This is a genomic window from Marinobacter sp. PE14, assembly GCF_053566155.1.
Window position 1 is genome coordinate 299,342 of the sequence record NZ_JBQXNY010000002.1, and the last position, 17,251, is coordinate 316,592.

Genomic DNA, 17,251 nt, shown 5'->3' on the forward strand with positions numbered 1-17,251 from the left:
AATAACAAACGAAATTGCCACTAACATGATCAAAGGAGAGCACACATGACTTTACGTCTCGGAGATACCGCCCCTGATTTTGAACAGGACTCCAGTGAAGGGAAGATTTCGTTTTACGACTGGCTGGGCGACAGCTGGGGCGTGCTGTTCTCGCATCCGGCGGATTTCACCCCGGTCTGCACCACTGAGCTGGGTCTGACCGCCAAGCTGAAGGACGAATTCGCCAAGCGAAGCGTCAAGGCGATCGCACTGAGCGTTGATCCGGTCGATTCCCACCACGACTGGATCAAGGACATTAACGAAACCCAGGGCTGCGCGGTAAACTTCCCGATCATCGCGGACCACGACCGCAAGGTGTCCGAGCTGTACGACATGATTCACCCCAACGCCGACAGCAGCCTGACCGTACGTTCCCTGTTCGTGATCGATCCGAACAAGAAAGTGCGGCTGATGATCACTTATCCCGCCAGCACTGGCCGTAACTTCAACGAAGTGCTGCGGGTGATCGATTCGCTGCAACTGACCGATGAACACAAGGTCGCGACCCCGGGCAACTGGGAGCGTGGCGGTGACGTGGTTATCGTTCCGTCCCTGCAGGACGAGGAAGAAATCAAGCAACGCTTCCCGAAAGGCTACAAGGCTGTGAAATCCTACCTGCGGATGACACCGGACCCGAAAGCCAACTGGAGCGGTGACTGATCACCAGCCTCCAATCCAAATAAAAAGGCCGGGCAGCTTAAGCAGCTGTCCGGCCTTTTTTGTGAAAGTGGGGTCAGATAAACGCTTTCATCTGACCCCAGTACTTCAACTATCAGAATGCCGGAACAACGGCACCCTCATACTTTTCCATGATGAAGTCGCGAACCGCATCAGACTTCAGCGCCGCAGCCAGTTTCTGCATGGCTTCGCTGTCCTTGTTGTCCGGACGGGCCACCAGGATGTTCACGTAGGGTGACTCGGAGCCCTCAATCACCAGCGCGTCTTCAGACGGATTCAAACCGGCTTCCAGTGCATAATTGGTATTGATCAGCGCCAGGTCTACCTGGTTCAGGATACGGGGCAGGGTGGCTGCTTCCAGTTCCTTGAAGTCCAGGTTTTTCGGGTTATCGGCAATATCACGGGGTGTCGCAGTGATCTTGCTCTCGTCCTTCAGGGTGATCACGCCAGCCTTCTGCAGGAGCAGCAGCGCACGGCCACCGTTGGTGGGGTCGTTCGGAATGGCAACCACCGCACCTTCTTTCAGCTCGTCCAGCGAATCAATCTTGCTGGAGTAGGCGCCAAACGGCTCAACGTGAACGCCGGTCACGGTTACCAGGTTGGTACCGCGGCCATCGTTAAACTCGTCGAGGTACGGCTGGTGCTGGAAAAAGTTGGCGTCCATCCGCTTCTGGTCCACCTGAATGTTGGGCTGGATGTAATCGGTGAATACTTTCACGTCCAGCTCCACACCCTGCTCCGCCAGCTGCGGCTTCACGAATTCCAGGATCTCTGCGTGGGGAACCGGTGTAGCGGCTACGGAGAGCTCTTCGGCAGCCACGGCGCCGGAGAAAATGGCTGCGGCAGCCAGTGCCACAAATGTTTTCTTCAAATTCATAGGTCAGTTCTCCTGTTAAACGCTTTGAATAAATTGGACTCAGCTATGGAGTATGGCCGGTGGTCAGTCTGAAACCCCTTCCGAAAAACGCCCGTGAATACGTCCATGTAGGGCTCGGTCGCGCCATCCCTGGCGCTCCATGTTTTCGGAAGGGGTTTCAGACCGCCCGCCAGCCTATATCCAGCTTTCTACTTTCTGCTGAAATACAAAACCAGACGGTCGCCGACCATCTGAAGGACTTGGACGAAAATCACCAGTAGGGCGACTGTTATGACCATTACGTCGGTCTGGAATCGTTGATAGCCGAAGCGGATGGCAAGGTCGCCCAAGCCACCGCCACCAATAACGCCGGACATGGCCGCGTAGGACACCAGCGTTATTGCAGTAACAGTAATGCCGGCGATGATGCCCGGAAGCGCTTCCGGTAACAGAGCACCGAAGATGATCTGTTTAACGCTCGCGCCCATGGCCTGTGTGGCTTCGATGATGCCTCTGTCCACTTCCCTGAGGGAGGTTTCTACCAACCGTGCAAAGAACGGCGCGCCGCCAGCCACCAGCGGCGGGATTGCTCCGGCCACGCCCAGGGACGTGCCGATCAGCATTACGGTGAAGGGGATCATTACGATCAGCAGGATGATGAACGGCACCGAACGGAGCACGTTCACCACGAACGACAGCACCGCATAGGCCACCGGCTGTTCCAGCAGCTGGCGTTTGCCGAAGAGGAACAGCAGGACACCAATCGGCAGGCCAATAAGCACGCTGAACAGCAGGGACATGCCCACCATCACCAGGGTATCCCAGCTGGCCCAACCGATTTCGGTCCAGTCTACATTGCTTAACAGGTCTTCCATCAGCGCAGCACCTCCACGTGAACGTCGGCGGCTTTGAGCGCCTGCATGGCCACCTCCAGGTCACCGCCCACCAGTGACAGGGTCAACTGACCGTAGGGCGTGTCCTTGATGTGGTCGATTCGCCCGGAAAGAATGCTGAAATCCACGCCGGATTCCCGGGCAACGCTGCCCAGTAGTGGCTTGTAGGTGGATTCGCCCTTGAAGGTCAGGCGGAGGATCCGGCCGTTGGCCTTGTTCAGGTCTTCCTGGAGTTCGTCCCGGTCAATGCTCTCGCTCTCGAACACGAAGTCCCGTGTGGTCGGGTGTTTCGGATGCAGGAACACTTCGCTGACCGGGCCCATTTCAACAACTTCACCAGCGTCCATCACGGCCACGCGGTCGCAGACCCGGCGCACCACGTCCATTTCATGGGTGATCAGGACGATGGTCAGGCCCAGTTCGCGGTTGATGTCAGCCAGCAGCTTGAGCACCGACTGGGTCGTTTGCGGGTCGAGGGCGCTGGTGGCTTCGTCGCACAGCAGGATAGTGGGCCGGCAGGCCAGGGCCCGGGCGATGCCCACTCGCTGCTTCTGCCCGCCGGATAGCTGCGACGGATATTTGTTGGCGTGGTCTGTGAGGGTGACCCTAGCCAGCAGTTCTTGAACCCGATCCCGGATCTCGGCCTTCGAGTAGATGCCTGCCAGCTTCATCGGGAAGGCAATGTTGTCCGCCACGGTTTTCGACGACAGCAGGTTGAAGTGCTGGAAGATCATTCCCACTTTGCGGCGAAAGGCGCGAAGCTCGGCAGCGTCGTAGTCGGTGATGTTCTCGCCGTCGATCAGAATACGGCCACCAGTGGGTGGTTCCAGCAGGTTGATCAGACGCACCAGCGTCGATTTACCGGCGCCGGAATGGCCTACGATGCCGAACACCTCGCCGGTTTCAATGGTCATATCGGTGGGGTGAAGCGCGGGGATCGCCCGGCCGCCTACCTGATACGACTTCTGTACCTGGTCAAATACAATCACGGTCAGCGCCTTGTGGGTGCAGCGTTAAAACCGGCGATTATAGCCCATACGGTCGTCAAACCCGAATTCCGGAATGATTCTCAGTGTGGGTAGATATCCCTACACAAACGGTTACCTGACATCCGCCACAGCCCTGAACTAAACTTGGATGTCAGAAGAACCTTAATTTCCGTCAGTTGCGAGAGCCGCACCACCCAGAGATGCCCAAACGTGACCATTGAAAAACAGCAAACGCCCTCACGGATGAACTCCACCCAGGCATGGGTCACTTATCTCAGCAAAGTCGAGCTGCCGGTACTGGCCAATACGCTGCGACGCATCAGCGAGCTGACAGACAGCCAGAACAGCACAGTCAACGAGTTGGCCAATGTGATTCTCAACGATGCCCAGCTCACCTCCCAGGTTCTGCGACTGTCCAATACCGTCTTTTACAACCAGACCCGTACCCAGGTCAGCACCGTCAGCCGCGCCATTACGCTGATTGGCTTCGATGCCGTGAAGTCCATGGCCATCTCCTCCCTGATTGTCGACACGCTGTTGAAGCGCAACGACCGTCCTCATCTATTACGCTGTCTGGCCCGGGCGATTCACGCTGCGGTTCAGGCCAGGTGCCTGATGCCCAAGCGAAATGAGACGGCCCTTGAGGAGGTGTTTATCGGTGCGTTGCTAATGAATATTGGTGAATTGGCTTTCTGGTCCTGTGAAACCGACCACGCCGCGGAACTGGAAGAACGCCTGCGCCTTGAAGAGCACCCGGTAGAGGCGCAAAAGGCCGTGCTGCACTCAACCTTTACCGAAATTACCCGCGGCCTCGTGGATGCCTGGTCCCTGGGACCATTTATCAAGGATGTCGTCTCGCCGGGGCAGGCCAACTCAATGGCCTCAAGTCTGGTCCGTAATTCCGTGGAAATGGCCCGGCTGTCGGAACAGGGCTGGAGCGGTCCGGAAATGGATAAGGTACTCGAACGCCTCGGCAAGGACATTGGCGAGAGCCCGGCCGTGGTTCGCGACCAGCTCAAGGTGAACGCCACGGAGGCGACTCGCGTGGCGGTCTCCCTTGGCATCCCCCAGGTAACCGCCATGATGCCGGGCGCCGAAGGCAAACCCGGCGACAGCGGGGCGAAGGCTCCGGAAATGGACCCGGAACTTCAACTGGAAATCCTGCGTGAATTGAGCCATTGCCTGGCGGAGAAACCCGACATCAACGAAGTATGTCAGCTGGTGATTGAGGGTATTCAAAGGGCTATTGGTATGCAGCGTGTCGCTCTGCTGATGAGTAACCGAACCGGAGATGAACTGGTGCCCCGAAAGCTCGGAGGCCGTGGCACCGAAGAATGGCGTCAGCACTTCGTCATCCGCAAGGATGGCACCGGGCCATTGGGCGCACTTCTACCCCATGCCCACTGCAGCATCTACGAGCCCAAATCAAACTCCGAAGGCGTTCCCTATGATCGATGGCTCGGCAAAGTCCCGGCGCTGATTGGTCCCGTAAAGGCAAACGGCCGGCTGATCGGCTTGTTCTATGCAGACAATGCAGCCGGCGCCTACATGCCCTCAAAAGAGCAGTTATCTGCGTTCGGCCACTTTATTCAGAACGCCCAGCTTTGCCTGACCCTGATCTCTACTCATTAACGCTCGTTCAGAGCTCGTAGAGCTTGGTGACGTGCAGAATCGGCCCGGTTGGTGCCCCTGTCGGCGAACCACCCTCGGGTTCAAGACTGATCGCAAGGGTCCGGCTGCGGGTAAGGGAACTCTGGGCTTCATCCGACAGCGCCACCTCGTGAGTTTCACCCGCCGGGAGGACCCCGAGAGACAAAGGTTCACCATCCTCCGGCACAACCCAGAGCTCATAATCCTTGCCTGACTCTGCAGAGCCTGCTGCAACTGAGCGCAACTTCAGCAGGTTGCCGCGACCGGTTTCACTCAGCAGCCAAAGCGGATCGTCGGTATCTGCCTTCACGATCGCCCCTGCCAACACGGGCCGTTCCACACCAGGAGACGGCTGCTGGAGCAACAGAACCGCGAAAAGAAACGCCGCCGCGGTTGCCATAAGACTCCAGCCTGGCCAGAACCAACCAGCTTTCGATGAGGCCGGGGCGATCGCCATGGCCTGTTCTGGCCACAGCCGCCTCTGAATGTCTGACCACACCCGGGGTGGTGGCGCTTGCGCCGGTGCTGCCGTCGACAACGCCCCCAGCTGCTGCTCCCAGAACCACACCTCCTGTCGGACGCGGCCTGACTCCATCATCCAGCCTTCAAAGCGGAGGCGGGCGCGGCCTTTGAGAGACCCAAGAACATATTCCGCAGCAAGAATCTCTACTCGTTCGGGTGATTTTCTCATCGTTCAAGACACCTCTTCAGCGCCATGAGTCCCCTTCGGATCCAGCTCTTCACTGTTCCGACCGGCGAGTTCAGGGTTTCCGACAGTTCATCATGAGTGAAGCCCCGGTAATAGGCGAGCAGAATGCTGTCCCGCTGGACATCGCTGAGCTCCTCAATGCAACCTGTCAGCTGGGCCGAGCCGGAGGTACGCAACGAATCATCCAGAGGTCCACCGCGCTTGTCCTCAACCTGTTCAAGGTGCTCATCACCGGCCGTCTGCCGCACTTTCCGGGCGCGCATCAGATCAAGAGTCCGGTACCGGGCAATGGTCATCATCCAGGCCAGCGGTGCGCCCCGATCGCAGTGGTATTCGCCTGCGTGATGCCAGATCTGGATAAAGCTCTCCTGCATCGCTTCTTCCGCCAACTCGCGATGGCTCGCCAGTTTGATGCACAGACCGAACATTCTTGCCGCCACCTGGCCGTAGAGTTGTTGAAACGCTTGTCGATCCTTCCTCGCCACTGAACGCAACAGGCGCATCAACTCGTCCTGATCTAACTCGACAGAAGCCATAAACACCCTCGTTTTTATGATTAATGCCCAAGGTACGGCTCCACGAAAGCGGAAGTTGCGCCGATCGGAAAAGATTTTTTTTCTGACGGGTGCAACTTTTCGATTACCCCGTCCGTTTCTTCCTCCGACGCACTCAAACAGAGAGGAAAGCGAGATGAAAACAATGATCAAACGGTCCGGCCTCGCAATCGCCGTTGCCGGAACTTGCCTTGCTACCGGTCTTGCCCAGGCCTCAAGCCACCGTGAAGCACCCTTCATCACGGAAGTTCCAAAGGTGGACGGTACCGACTTCTACATGTTCCGGAGCTATGAAACCGGCAGGGCCGATTTCGTCACCCTGATTGCCAATTACCTGCCCCTGCAGGATGCCTACGGCGGCCCCAACTATTTCGATCTGGATGACGATGCCATCTATGAGATTCACGTCGATAACAATGGCGATGCCGTCGAGGATCTGACATTCCGGTTCCAGCTGAAAGACAACCTGAACGACATTCAACTGCCAGTCGGCCCGGATGGCGACCAGCGTATGGTTTCCGCGCCCCTGAAAAATATCGGCGACGCGACTGACGCCGGCAACGTTCAGTTGCGCCAAACCTACACCGTGGATGTTATTACGGGCGATCGCCGGACAGGTGCCGTGCAAACCGCGACCAACGTGAACACGGGGACCGAAACCTTCGAGAAACCGCTGGACAACATCGGAGCAAAGTCATTCGGTGATTATGCCGGTTACGCGAACCAGCATGTGTTTGATATCTCTGTTCCCGGATGCGGCACGAATGGCCGTGTTTTCGTCGGGCAACGTCAGGAGGCATTTGCGGTAAACCTGGGTGAAATTTTTGACCTGGTTAACACCAACCCCCTCGGAGCCCGGGATGGTGAGGGTCCGGGGGATCTTGCAGACAAAAACGTGACCTCCTTTGCCCTGGAAGTGCCCACAGAGTGCCTGACTGGCACCGCCATGAATTCCAACGGCCAGCCGGTCATCGGTGCCTGGACAACGGCGAGCGTTCGTCAGGCACGGATTATCAACCCGGCGCCCAGTAGCGAAAGTCGCGGCGCAACGGTTGAAGGCGGAGCCTACACCCAGGTTTCCCGGCTGGGCATGCCGCTGGTTAACGAAGTGGTTATCGGCCTCAAGGACAAAGACCGTTTCAACGCCAGCGAACCCAAGGATGATGGCCAGTTCGCCACCTATGTGACTCACCCGACACTGCCAGAGCTTCTGGAAGTGCTGTTCCCCGTGACCGCGCCGAACAACTTTCCGCGCAACGACCTGGTCACGGCCTTCCTGACCGGCGTACCCGGCGTCAATATGCCCGTAGGCGTTACCGCCTCCGAGATGCTGCGACTGACACCCGCCGTGGCACCTACTCCTCTGGGAAGTCAGAGCGATCTCGGTGTGCTGGCAGGTGACAATGCCGGCTTCCCGAATGGCCGCCGGCCCTACGATGACACCGTCGACATTGCGCTTCGCGTCGCCATGGGTGTACTGGCAGACCCCACCGATGCGCCTGATGGCAGCCTCGGGTACACAGACGGCGTTCAGCTTGCAGCGGATCCTACCAGCTTGTCCGCTGACTATGAGTCGTTCCCTTACCTGGCGACACCCATCGCCGGTTCACCCAACGAATAACCCGGAGGTGGCTATGAAATTATTCACAAAGCTCACGGCGATCGGCGCGATGGCGCTATTCATGGCCGGCTGCTTCGACGGGTCGAACAGCCGGGCGGAGGCGCCGGCTCCAACCGTCGATTTCACGGAGTTTGTTAAAACCCAGTTCGCCCGGACAAGCGACGACGCCGAGCCGGCGAACGTCAACGGGGTCGACCTGAGTTTCAATGACCAGACTAACCCGCAGGCCTACGATGATCTGCTTCAATAAAACTCCACGTGGCCGGTTTTCCCGTTTTCCGGGGCCGGCTTTTACCTTGCCTGCCCTTCGGGGCAGGATTTTTTGGCTGGTCGCCACATTCGCGCCCTTTCAGGCGCAGGCAGCGCCTGATCCAATTATCACCGACTTCGGGGATGATCAGATACTGACCGAATCACCCCGCTCTGCTGCCGAGGTCTTCCGGGAGACGGACTCACCCGAGAAGGCCGGGGACCGGCTGCAAATACTGATCACACAGGCCAGAGCCAGTGGCGACCCGAGATACCTGGGGTATGCCCAGACACTGGTCAATCGCTGGCCGGAAGAACAGATGACTGACCGTCTGCGGGTCCTCCGGGCGACTTTGCACCAGAGCCTGCATCAATTCGATTCTGCACGCACCGATCTTGAACGGGTAATTTCAAACTCTTCGGACAGGCAACAACGTATCCAGTCTCGCCTGACCCTGGCCAACCTTGAGCTGGTTCAAGGTCGTTACAAGGAGGCTGAGCGGCATTGCCAGGCACTTAAGTCTGCCTATCCGGGCCTGATAGCCCAGAGCTGCCTGGCTTCCGTGCAGGCCAGGACAGCCGACCCTGAAACAGCCTATCGGAATCTTGCGTCACAACTCGCCGAGTCGATAAACCGCCAGCCTGCGGATTCCACCAGTCGACTCTGGACCGAGGGCACTCTCGGTGACATCGCGGCCCAGGCGGGATTGCCTGAGGCCAAAGTGCATTGGCAAAGAGTAGTGAAGGCAACACCGGACGACCTTTATGTCCGCGCCCAGCTCGCGGATTGGCATCTTGGGAAAGGCCATTTCGAGCAGGTTTTGACGCTTACCCGGGGGTTCGAGGTCGTTGACACACTCGCCGTAATTCGGGCCATCGCAATGGAGCGCATGGGCCACCCCGGCGGTAACGAACTGAACAGTCGTTTACGGCAACGGTTTGAAGAGGCCCGCTGGCGAGGCGATTTATTGCATGCCAGGGATGTTGCCCGATTCCAGCTGGATGTAGAAAACCAGACGGAAGAGGCGCTGAGACTCGCGACGGAAAACTGGGAGAGTCAGAGGGAGCCGCTGGACACACGACTGTTACTGAGATCGGCCCTCGCCGCAGACAAGAAAGTCCAATACCAGCGTGTCAGGGACTGGCTCAAAGAGCAGGGGCAGAGCGATGCCCGCTATCCGGAGTTCAAACAATGACGGTCACACGAAGAATCTGGCTCGCTTTGCTTACGGTGGGGCTGTTAACAGCCAGTGGGATGGCTGCGGGCCACAAGGCAAGCGACAGCTTTCTGTACCTGGACAGCGGCCCGACCGAGCTTCGAATCGATGTTGCACTACGTGACCTCGCTCTGATGACAAGCATTGATAGCAACGGCGATCGCGAGGTATCAGGTCAGGAACTGCGACAGGCAAGACCAGAGATCACGCGAACCGTGGAATCTGCCCTGACCTTTTCGAACAGCAGTGGCAACTGCGATCTGGCCGGCAATAAATGGGGCATCAGCGAGCACAGTGACGGATTCTATTCCGCCGCCCGTTACGCTATACAGTGCCCCGATGGTGAGCCGCCGAGAGCCCTGGAGTACAACCTACTGTTTGAACAGGATGCACTGCACCGTGGCCTGGTGAGCCTTGACCATGATGGTAAGACACGTCTGGCTGTTCTGGGGCCCGATTCCCGAACACTGGATTTGGCAGGTAAGGACACCCCGGGCTATTTAGGTGTGTTTACCACCTTCGTTTACGAGGGCGTTATCCACCTGCTGATCGGCCTGGACCACATCCTGTTTCTTCTAGTTCTGGTCATTCCGGCAACGCTGTCCACTGCCAAAAACCCGGCACCCAGCGGCCAGTCACGAGCATTACGGGGCCGCCTCCTTGAACTGGCCGGCATTATCACGGCCTTTACCGGGGCGCACTCCATCACGCTGGCGCTGGCCGCCCTCGATATCGTTTCACTCCCCATCGCTTGGGTGGAAACGGTTATCGCGCTTTCTATCGGATTGGCAGCATTGAACGTGGCCTGGCCGATTCTCGGGCACAAAACCTGGAAGCTCGCGTTCGGATTCGGTCTGGTGCACGGTTTCGGCTTTGCCAGTGTCCTCGGTGATCTCACCAGTGGTGTATCCGGATTGGCGGTAGCGCTGGCAGGTTTCAACTTGGGTGTGGAGCTGGGGCAACTGGCTCTGCTGGTGCTGGCATTTCCGATACTGTACTACCTGGGCAAAAGCCAAGTTTACCGGCAGGCCGCTGTGCCAGTGTTGCTGGCGGGCATCGGCGCGGTCAGCTTGTACTGGGTTGTCCAGCGCGCGCCCCTGTTCTGAGCGCGCGCTGAATCACCTTAGTGCAGGGCCCGCATCTGGCGCGGGTACAGTGCGGCACTGACTTCCGGCTCTTCCAGCAGGTCGGCCAGCTCGCGATCCACGGTGGTTTCTTCACCTTCTTCCGGCAGCGGCTCGAACAGGGTGCTCAGCCAGGAGGCAACGGAGGGCGCTTCGTCCCGCGTGTAATCGGTGGACAGCGCCTTGATGCGGCGGAAGCCGATGATGCGCTGGTGTTTGGGGTCCCGAATCTGTTCAAAACCCCGCCAGTAAACATGGTCCCTGGTGTGCAGCTGCACGAACAGGGTGTCTATAGGTCCGTCTGAATCGTCAGAGCCTTCAGATTCCTCCGCAAGGGTGTCGGGAGCCGCTTCGGCCTCCACCTCTGGTTTCTTGTGACGGATGGTGGTCCAGGCCGGATAGAGCACGGCCACGGCATCCGCTTCCACATGCTCGCGGGCAGCGCGGAGGATCAAACCCCAGCGGGCCTTGTCGGCATCGGTTTCAAGGGAATTGATGGGCAAGTCGTAGCTTTGTTCGCTGGACAGAACGATGGCCATCATCGGGGCGTCTAATTCCCCCATGGCCTCGGCCTGTGCTACTGATACCAGTTCGTCGATTGCCATCGGTTGGTTCATAATACGCTCGCCTCCTCGATGCCATCAGGGTCGTTCAGGAAGAAGGAGTCTTCCTGACTAACAGCATAGCCTGTTCCGGCCACAAAGATAAACGTGGAGTTTGACCTGCCGGATCACAACCCCCGTATTAATCAGAACGCATCCTCAAGCCTTTCGTAGTTGCCGAACCAGGGGTCCGCCTCTTCCAACTGCCCCGCCAGCTGCAGCAGGATCGCCTCGGCGCCGTGGGGACCGCCAAATTGCACACCCACCGGCAAACCTTCGGCGGTCCAGTGCATAGGCACTGACATGGCCGGCGTTCCGGTGAGATTGGCTAATTGGGTGAAGGGGGTTCGGGCCAGGCTTTCCAGCGCCATCTGGTCCACCTGGCCGGTACGATGCACCAGTTTACCGGCATTGAGTTTCAGCATCAGGCGGGCGGCGAACTTGAGATGGGCAGGCGTTTCCAGCTCCCCGATAACGGCAGGCAACTGCCCGGTAGTGGGGCTCAGATAAAGATCGTAACGTCCGAAGAACACGCCAAGGGCCCGGGCAAATTCGTTCCACTGCTGGCGCCGGCGAACGTAATCGGAGAGCGGCATGGTGTTTCCCAGCATGCCAATTAACCGGGTATCCAGCTCGAAATCACTGTCGGCGGCACCGAATTGTTCCTTCGCCTTCGCCATCAGGGCAGACACTTCGCCAAAGTACAGTCCCAGATAACATCGGGCCAGGGCCATGCCATCGAACTCCGGCGCCGCGTATTCAACCCTGTGACCGAGACTCTCGAGAACCCGGGCGGTTTCCTCGACGGCAGCAACGCACTCGGGGGCCACCTCAGTGTTATAGGGCGACGAGGTAAACACACCGATTGTCAGACTGCCGGGGGACCGCTGCACCAGTTCAGCGTAAGGCGCTGGCGGCTGCGGAATCACAAAGGGATCGCCCGGTGCCGGACCACTGAGCACATCCAGCATCGCGGCACTGTCTCTGACCGTTCGGCTGACCACATGATCGGTAGAGGCGCCTGTCCAGGCTTCGCCCATGAATGGCCCCGAAGAAATCCGTCCACGGGAGGGTTTCAGTCCGAACAACCCGTTGTAGGCGGCAGGAATACGGATAGAGCCGCCACCATCGTTGGCGCCCGCCATTGGCACGATGCCCGCTGCCACCGCCGCGCCAGAGCCACCACTGGAGCCGCCGGGGGTGAGCTGCGTGTTCCAGGGGTTACGGGTAGGCCCCCAGAGCTCGGATTCGGTAACCGCTTTCAGACCAAACTCGGGCGTGGCGGTGCGCCCCAGGAATACCAGACCACCATCCCGGGCCCGGCGAACAAACGCCGAGTCCTGAGAAGCTATATTCTTCGTCATACCCCGGCTTCCGTAGGTGCACGGATGGTCTGCCTGTTCCTGGGCAAGGTCTTTGAGTAGCAAGGGGACGCCCGCAAAAATGCCCTGCTCGGAAAAGCGTTGGGCTGGCGCTTCGGAGAACTGGGGATAACAGATCGCATTGAGCTGGCCGTTTACGCGGGTTGCCCGCTCCACCGCCGCCTCGCATACTTCCCCGGGAGTAACTTCGCCGCGGCGAATAAGATCAGCGAGAGCGGTTGCGTCGTAACGGAGGTACTCGGATTGCTTCATGGCAGGTTCCATTTGTTATTCTGATTCGAGGAAGGTCACGGGTATAACGTCTATGATCAGATTTCTCAAGAGCTTACGCCAGCTTGCCGTGATTTTCATCCTGACGGCATCGGTCGCTGCGAGCGCGCAGGAGGCCCCAGCTGACTCCGGCGAGAGCAGCCAGTGGACCCGTGTTGTCCGGTCTTCACCCTACTGGGTCAGTCAGGGGGTCTTCGAGAACATCCTCACCATAAGGCGCTGGGTGCTCAAGGAATCCGGCTATTGTTCCAGTGCTGATCGACATGTTCTCTATGACATGCGCGGCCGGTTTCTGGCCTGGATCAGTGACGGTGATGACCGTGAGGCAACCCAGCGCCTGCTGAATGCCACGCGACAATCACTGTATGAGAGTAACAAGGTGGAAGACTGGGTGCCTGGCGAGACGGGCCAGACCGGTTACCCGTTCGCCCTTTCCTGCGATCAACCTCATGTTAACGTGGACGAAGCCGTTGCCCGCTATCTTGGCACCCTGCCTGCGGACCGGATCTGGGGCGCCTGGGACGACCTCATCTTTGCCACCAGTGGTGCGCCGGAAAGCCTGCATGACGCGCTTATGTACGTCTACAACCACCGCAGCAACCAGAATCGCCTTACCTTGCCGCAAGCCTTGCCCCGATACCTGGCCGGCCAGATCCTCATTGAAAGCGGAGCCCAGGCCAGGGCCCACTCCCGGGCCAACGCCAGGGGAATCCTTCAGCTGTCGCCGGCCGCCCTGTCCGACTGCGAGATTGCCCCGGACAATTTCTGGCACCGGCTGGCACAGATAGACTGCGCCCTGCGCCTGATGAACCAGAACGCCCGCAATCTGGCACCGGTTTTCCAGCAACGTTTCGGCCATTTGCCTGAGGCCAAAAGGGACCGATTATTCACCCTCCTGCTGGTTCAGGCGTATCATGGCGGCGCCGGACGGGTGCAGGCGCTGCTGGACGATCCGGTACTGGCGCAGCCAGCAGAGTATTTTGCCGCCAACCATGAACGTTTCACGGCCGGTGATATTGCTTTCGGCCTGATTTTTCACAACCTGGGGCGGGACCGCCTCGGCCTTGCCTCGCTCTATTATGTGGCCGACGTTCAACTGGCAACCGAGGCCCTGTGTCGCACGGCCAAACTGAAATCAACGGAATTCTGTGAATGGAAGTACTCAACCAACTGATACCCGAAAGCCTGAGCCTTCCAGTCGCCGTTTTCCTGCTTGCCAGCTCCACCATCACCTCGATGATCACCGCCAGCCTCGGCGCCGGTGGCGGCGTTCTGCTGCTGGTCTTGATGGCCAGCTGGATGCCACCGGCGGCCATTATCCCTGTGCACGGAATGATCCAGTTGGGCTCGAACGTTGGCCGAGCGGCTCTAACGTGGCGCCACATAGACTGGCGGGTGATTGCCGCATTCCTGCCCGGCGTGATCGTAGGGGCGGCGCTGGGGGCCTGGCTACTGGTGAATCTTCCCGCCCACATCTGGCAGCTGACCATCGCGCTGTTCGTTCTCTACCTGTGCTGGGGGCCGGCGTTGCCCAAGGGTGCATTCGGCGCCCCCGGCGTGTTTCTGGCATCGGCACTGACCAGTTTTATCAGTCTGTTCGTGGGCGCCACCGGGCCTCTGGTTGCCGCATTCATCAAGCAGATTCACACCGACCGGTTCAAAACCGTGGCCACCTTTGCCACCGCCATGACGCTCCAACATGCACCCAAGGCACTGGTGTTCGGAGCCGCCGGGTTCATGTTCTTTGAGTGGCTGCCGTTCATCCTTGCCATGATTGGCTGCGGCTTCGCCGGCACCTGGCTGGGCCTCCATGTGCTCCGCTCCCTGAGCAACAGCAAGTTCACGTTGATCTTCAATATCGTGCTGACCGCGCTTGCGATTCGCCTGCTCTGGCAGGCCAGTCTCTCAGCCGGCTGGTGGTGAAGGAACCACAACAACCCTGTTACGACCCCGGGATTTGGCGATATAGCTACCCTCATCCGCCCGGGCCATAACCTCTCTGGGGCCGCTGTCCTCGGGTGTCAGTTCTGTCAGGCCAATACTCGTGGTTACACCGAATGACCGGCCGTCATGTTCAATGCGAAGCGCCTCGACATCGGCGCGGATTCGTTCCGCCAGCGCCTCGGCCCGGGTCATGCCGCAGGCAGGCAAAATGATGCCGAACTCATCTCCGCCCAGTCTGGCCACGGTGTCGGATTGGCGAACCGCGTCCTTGAACAGATCTGCCAGCCGTTTGAGCAGATCGTCACCAAGCAGGTGACCGCCTTCATCGTTCACCGGTTTGAAATAGTCGAGATCAATCAGCATCAGTACCGAACGGGCTTCCTGGCGACCGGCCTCACCCAGGCTCCGAACCAGCGAGGCGTTGAACGCGCGCCGGTTCAGCAACTGGGTGAGGCTGTCGTGGGTCGCTTCCCAGGACAGCCGCTCCTCCTGTCGGCGCCGGTCGCTGTCGTCCCGCAGCACAAACACCAGGCGTTCATCCTCGCGGCCCTGACGAATATGCAGCATGGTCAGATCAATGGGGAAGGGAACACACCGCGAATTGCGGAGCGTTACATAAACGCTGTCCAGGTCCTCACCGGACAGGAACTGCTCCGCCGTCAGTTCGCATTCTTCCGTTTCAATGGTGACCAGCTGGAAGAAGTTCCTGAGCACGCATTCACCCTCAGTACCCAGAAGACGACATGCGGCATCGTTGGCAAAACGAATAACACCCGCAACGTCTACCATGAGAACCCCCTCCTGGAGTACGCCAAGTATCGTCTCTGCGCGCTGCTGCTCTGTCCTGAGTGCCTCTTCCACCTCCAGCTCATGGGTGATATCCCGGACGACCGTGATGGTACCGAGGGACTTTTCCGGCGTCTGGATTGCGGCCGTCATCACATCACCCCAGATCACCCGATCCGGAGCGGGTGATTGCAGTCTCAACCGGCCCAGGAAAACGCTCTGGTTCCTGATCGCATTCTTCCAGCCGGCAATCGCCTCCAGTCGATCGTTCTCGTGCACTCGACTGGCCAGATAACTGTAGGTGAGTTGCTCCGCCGGATGGCCAACGATGGCCTCAAAAGCCGGGTTGGCAAATTCGATTCGGCCCAGAACATCGGTCTGGACGATGCCGATGGGCGCACTTTGCGTGAGGGAACGGAAAAACGCCTCTCTTTCAGCGAGAGATACCAGAACCTCGTCCCGTTCATCAGTTACCGTATTAAAAATCTCTGCAACCTGGCGGATTTCCTTGCCTCCGGCGACGTCCACCGGATCGGAGCGCATACCAAGGTGGCGCTCGCGAATCTGCTTGCCCAGTGTTTTGAGCGGCGCCATCAATCGCCGGAAGCGCCAGAGGGCAAGAGGCGCGATCAACAGGATCACCGCCAGCAGAATCCAGACGAAAGCATCCACAGTGCGGGTAATCGGGGCCAGGGCCTCGCGAGCCGGCCAGGACGCCGACACAAACCAGGGAACCTGGGTCAGTTGCTGAACCGACATAATAGTCTTTTCACCACTGCTGTTGCGGGTGTCCACCGTGCCCTCAAAGCCCTCCATGGCTTCCCGGAGCACCGGATTAGCAACCCGAACCGGTGACATGGCCCTGTCATCCCGCTGATTGACCACCACAAACCCGCTCCGGGTAGCGACACCAAGATAGCCGGTGGTGCCAATCTGGATATTGATAAACTGGTCCAGGAAGTTGTTGCCATCCAGAGCGATGGCACCGCCGATGACACCGATGAACCGTTGGCGGTGGTCGAAGATCGGCGCAGCGACCATGATGGCCGGCTTTTCCTGGTAATTGGATAGGTAGGGCTCGCTGATCACCGGCGTGAGAGTGGAGGAGACCCGGCGGAAATATTCGCGATTACTGACATCCAGCCCGGACTGGCGGTACTCCTCCGGGTGCTCGGCAACCACCAGCCCGTTCTCATCCATCAGGTAGACAGCATCGAACAGATGTTCAAGGGCGGTCTGCCGCCGTATCAGAACACGGGCACGTGCGTTCAGCACATCGCTGGACATGGTCAGGTTCTGGGCCACATGGTTGAGGGCTTCAAGCCGCAGGGCGAGTTTGTCGTCCAGCTCGCCCGCAATCAGGGTGGCAATCGTCTCCACCTGGTCCCGGGCCTGCTGCTCCAGCTCCGACCGGCTCAGCAGAAAGCCGGCCACGGTTACCAGCAAGGCCGAGAGGATGATCGCGACCACCACGAGGGCAACGGCCCGATTCACCAGACTGCCGAACCATTGTTTGATCAGCACAGCATCCTCACTCCCGGACGGTTTCGACGACCCGTAATGACCTTCCCTCCAATCTTATGTTTTCTGTTCTCTGGACCAGTGCTTCAAGTCTAACAGAGGGGCATTCAATGTCAGATTACGTACTTGCAAAATTAATGATAATCGTTATTATTTAGGTCCATTTT

Annotated in this window: 16 protein-coding genes; 8 read left to right on the plus strand and 8 right to left on the minus strand. The window is 58.8% G+C overall.

Annotated elements, in window-relative coordinates; translation table 11 throughout:
* Positions 1–45: 45 nt before the first annotated feature.
* Positions 46–699: a peroxiredoxin gene (locus ACWJ62_RS07300; protein WP_449285580.1), complete on the plus strand. Its 654-nt coding sequence runs from the start codon at positions 46–48 to the stop codon at positions 697–699.
* A 112-nt stretch (positions 700–811) separates the two neighbouring features.
* Here ACWJ62_RS07300 and ACWJ62_RS07305 read toward each other — a convergent pair whose 3' ends face one another.
* From ACWJ62_RS07305 to ACWJ62_RS07315, 3 genes are all read right to left on the minus strand, one after another.
* Positions 812–1,594, minus strand: coding sequence for a MetQ/NlpA family ABC transporter substrate-binding protein (locus ACWJ62_RS07305; protein WP_449285581.1), 783 nt, complete (start codon positions 1,592–1,594; stop codon positions 812–814).
* 188 nt (positions 1,595–1,782) lie between these two features.
* A complete protein-coding gene (locus ACWJ62_RS07310; RefSeq protein WP_008176989.1) occupies positions 1,783–2,448 on the minus strand; it encodes a methionine ABC transporter permease in 666 nt (221 codons plus the stop codon).
* Positions 2,448–3,455: a methionine ABC transporter ATP-binding protein gene (locus tag ACWJ62_RS07315; protein ID WP_449285582.1), complete on the minus strand. Its 1,008-nt coding sequence runs from the start codon at positions 3,453–3,455 to the stop codon at positions 2,448–2,450. Before ACWJ62_RS07315 ends, ACWJ62_RS07310 begins: the two co-directional genes overlap by 1 nt.
* A 210-nt stretch (positions 3,456–3,665) precedes the next feature.
* Here ACWJ62_RS07315 and ACWJ62_RS07320 point away from each other — a divergent pair, with 210 nt between their 5' ends.
* Positions 3,666–5,087, plus strand: a complete 1,422-nt coding sequence (locus ACWJ62_RS07320; RefSeq protein WP_449285583.1) for an HDOD domain-containing protein — start codon at positions 3,666–3,668, stop codon at positions 5,085–5,087.
* Positions 5,088–5,094: 7 nt separating this feature from the next.
* On the opposite strand, the gene ACWJ62_RS07325 is transcribed toward ACWJ62_RS07320, so the two are convergent.
* Both ACWJ62_RS07325 and ACWJ62_RS07330 read right to left on the minus strand, forming a co-directional pair.
* Positions 5,095–5,796 (minus strand): anti-sigma factor, encoded by a 702-nt coding sequence (locus ACWJ62_RS07325; protein WP_449285584.1) that lies wholly within the window; start codon positions 5,794–5,796, stop codon positions 5,095–5,097.
* The gene (locus ACWJ62_RS07330; RefSeq protein ID WP_449285585.1) at positions 5,793–6,350 is read right to left on the minus strand and encodes a sigma-70 family RNA polymerase sigma factor; all 558 of its coding nucleotides are present in this window, start codon (positions 6,348–6,350) and stop codon (positions 5,793–5,795) included. The genes ACWJ62_RS07325 and ACWJ62_RS07330 overlap by 4 nt, the downstream gene beginning before the upstream one ends.
* A gap of 154 nt (positions 6,351–6,504) precedes the next feature.
* Here ACWJ62_RS07330 and ACWJ62_RS07335 point away from each other — a divergent pair, with 154 nt between their 5' ends.
* Genes ACWJ62_RS07335 through ACWJ62_RS07350 form a run of 4 tightly spaced genes read left to right on the plus strand, consistent with a single transcriptional unit; the run spans position 6,505 to position 10,561 of the window.
* The gene (locus ACWJ62_RS07335) at positions 6,505–7,989 is read left to right on the plus strand and encodes a DUF4331 domain-containing protein (RefSeq protein WP_449285586.1); all 1,485 of its coding nucleotides are present in this window, start codon (positions 6,505–6,507) and stop codon (positions 7,987–7,989) included.
* Between the two features lie 13 nt (positions 7,990–8,002).
* Entirely contained in the window at positions 8,003–8,239 is a 237-nt protein-coding gene (locus tag ACWJ62_RS07340) for a hypothetical protein (protein WP_449285587.1), read from the plus strand.
* The gene (locus tag ACWJ62_RS07345; protein ID WP_449285588.1) at positions 8,196–9,434 is read left to right on the plus strand and encodes a tetratricopeptide repeat protein; all 1,239 of its coding nucleotides are present in this window, start codon (positions 8,196–8,198) and stop codon (positions 9,432–9,434) included. Before ACWJ62_RS07340 ends, ACWJ62_RS07345 begins: the two co-directional genes overlap by 44 nt.
* Entirely contained in the window at positions 9,431–10,561 is a 1,131-nt protein-coding gene (locus ACWJ62_RS07350; protein WP_449285589.1) for a HupE/UreJ family protein, read from the plus strand. The genes ACWJ62_RS07345 and ACWJ62_RS07350 overlap by 4 nt, the downstream gene beginning before the upstream one ends.
* 17 nt (positions 10,562–10,578) lie before the next feature.
* On the opposite strand, the gene ACWJ62_RS07355 is transcribed toward ACWJ62_RS07350, so the two are convergent.
* Positions 10,579–11,196 (minus strand): hypothetical protein, encoded by a 618-nt coding sequence (locus ACWJ62_RS07355; protein ID WP_449285590.1) that lies wholly within the window; start codon positions 11,194–11,196, stop codon positions 10,579–10,581.
* Between the two features lie 131 nt (positions 11,197–11,327).
* Entirely contained in the window at positions 11,328–12,815 is a 1,488-nt protein-coding gene (locus ACWJ62_RS07360) for an amidase (protein WP_449285591.1), read from the minus strand.
* 52 nt (positions 12,816–12,867) lie between these two features.
* On the opposite strand from ACWJ62_RS07360, the gene ACWJ62_RS07365 reads away from it, so the two are divergent.
* Both ACWJ62_RS07365 and ACWJ62_RS07370 read left to right on the plus strand, forming a co-directional pair.
* Complete coding sequence (locus ACWJ62_RS07365) at positions 12,868–14,007, plus strand: hypothetical protein (protein WP_449285592.1); 1,140 nt, start codon at positions 12,868–12,870, stop codon at positions 14,005–14,007.
* Positions 13,986–14,756, plus strand: a complete 771-nt coding sequence (locus ACWJ62_RS07370) for a sulfite exporter TauE/SafE family protein (RefSeq protein ID WP_449285593.1) — start codon at positions 13,986–13,988, stop codon at positions 14,754–14,756. Before ACWJ62_RS07365 ends, ACWJ62_RS07370 begins: the two co-directional genes overlap by 22 nt.
* Here the strand turns inward: ACWJ62_RS07370 and ACWJ62_RS07375 are convergent.
* Positions 14,739–17,087 (minus strand): sensor domain-containing diguanylate cyclase, encoded by a 2,349-nt coding sequence (locus tag ACWJ62_RS07375; protein ID WP_449285594.1) that lies wholly within the window; start codon positions 17,085–17,087, stop codon positions 14,739–14,741. The two genes, ACWJ62_RS07370 and ACWJ62_RS07375, sit on opposite strands and share 18 nt — an antisense overlap.
* Between the last annotated feature and the right edge of the window lie 164 nt (positions 17,088–17,251).

What these genes read in the sequence shown, in the direction of transcription:
- ACWJ62_RS07300 (WP_449285580.1), top strand. Translation starts at nt 46, where the DNA reads ATGACTTTACGTCTCGGAGATACCGCCCCTGATTTTGAACAGGACTCC.
- ACWJ62_RS07305 (WP_449285581.1), bottom strand. Translation starts at nt 1,594, where the DNA reads ATGAATTTGAAGAAAACATTTGTGGCACTGGCTGCCGCAGCCATTTTC.
- ACWJ62_RS07310 (WP_008176989.1), bottom strand. Translation starts at nt 2,448, where the DNA reads ATGGAAGACCTGTTAAGCAATGTAGACTGGACCGAAATCGGTTGGGCC.
- ACWJ62_RS07325 (WP_449285584.1), bottom strand. Translation starts at nt 5,796, where the DNA reads ATGAGAAAATCACCCGAACGAGTAGAGATTCTTGCTGCGGAATATGTT.
- ACWJ62_RS07330 (WP_449285585.1), bottom strand. Translation starts at nt 6,350, where the DNA reads ATGGCTTCTGTCGAGTTAGATCAGGACGAGTTGATGCGCCTGTTGCGT.
- ACWJ62_RS07335 (WP_449285586.1), top strand. Translation starts at nt 6,505, where the DNA reads ATGAAAACAATGATCAAACGGTCCGGCCTCGCAATCGCCGTTGCCGGA.
- ACWJ62_RS07340 (WP_449285587.1), top strand. Translation starts at nt 8,003, where the DNA reads ATGAAATTATTCACAAAGCTCACGGCGATCGGCGCGATGGCGCTATTC.
- ACWJ62_RS07345 (WP_449285588.1), top strand. Translation starts at nt 8,196, where the DNA reads ATGACCAGACTAACCCGCAGGCCTACGATGATCTGCTTCAATAAAACT.
- ACWJ62_RS07350 (WP_449285589.1), top strand. Translation starts at nt 9,431, where the DNA reads ATGACGGTCACACGAAGAATCTGGCTCGCTTTGCTTACGGTGGGGCTG.
- ACWJ62_RS07355 (WP_449285590.1), bottom strand. Translation starts at nt 11,196, where the DNA reads ATGAACCAACCGATGGCAATCGACGAACTGGTATCAGTAGCACAGGCC.
- ACWJ62_RS07360 (WP_449285591.1), bottom strand. Translation starts at nt 12,815, where the DNA reads ATGAAGCAATCCGAGTACCTCCGTTACGACGCAACCGCTCTCGCTGAT.
- ACWJ62_RS07365 (WP_449285592.1), top strand. Translation starts at nt 12,868, where the DNA reads ATGATCAGATTTCTCAAGAGCTTACGCCAGCTTGCCGTGATTTTCATC.
- ACWJ62_RS07370 (WP_449285593.1), top strand. Translation starts at nt 13,986, where the DNA reads ATGGAAGTACTCAACCAACTGATACCCGAAAGCCTGAGCCTTCCAGTC.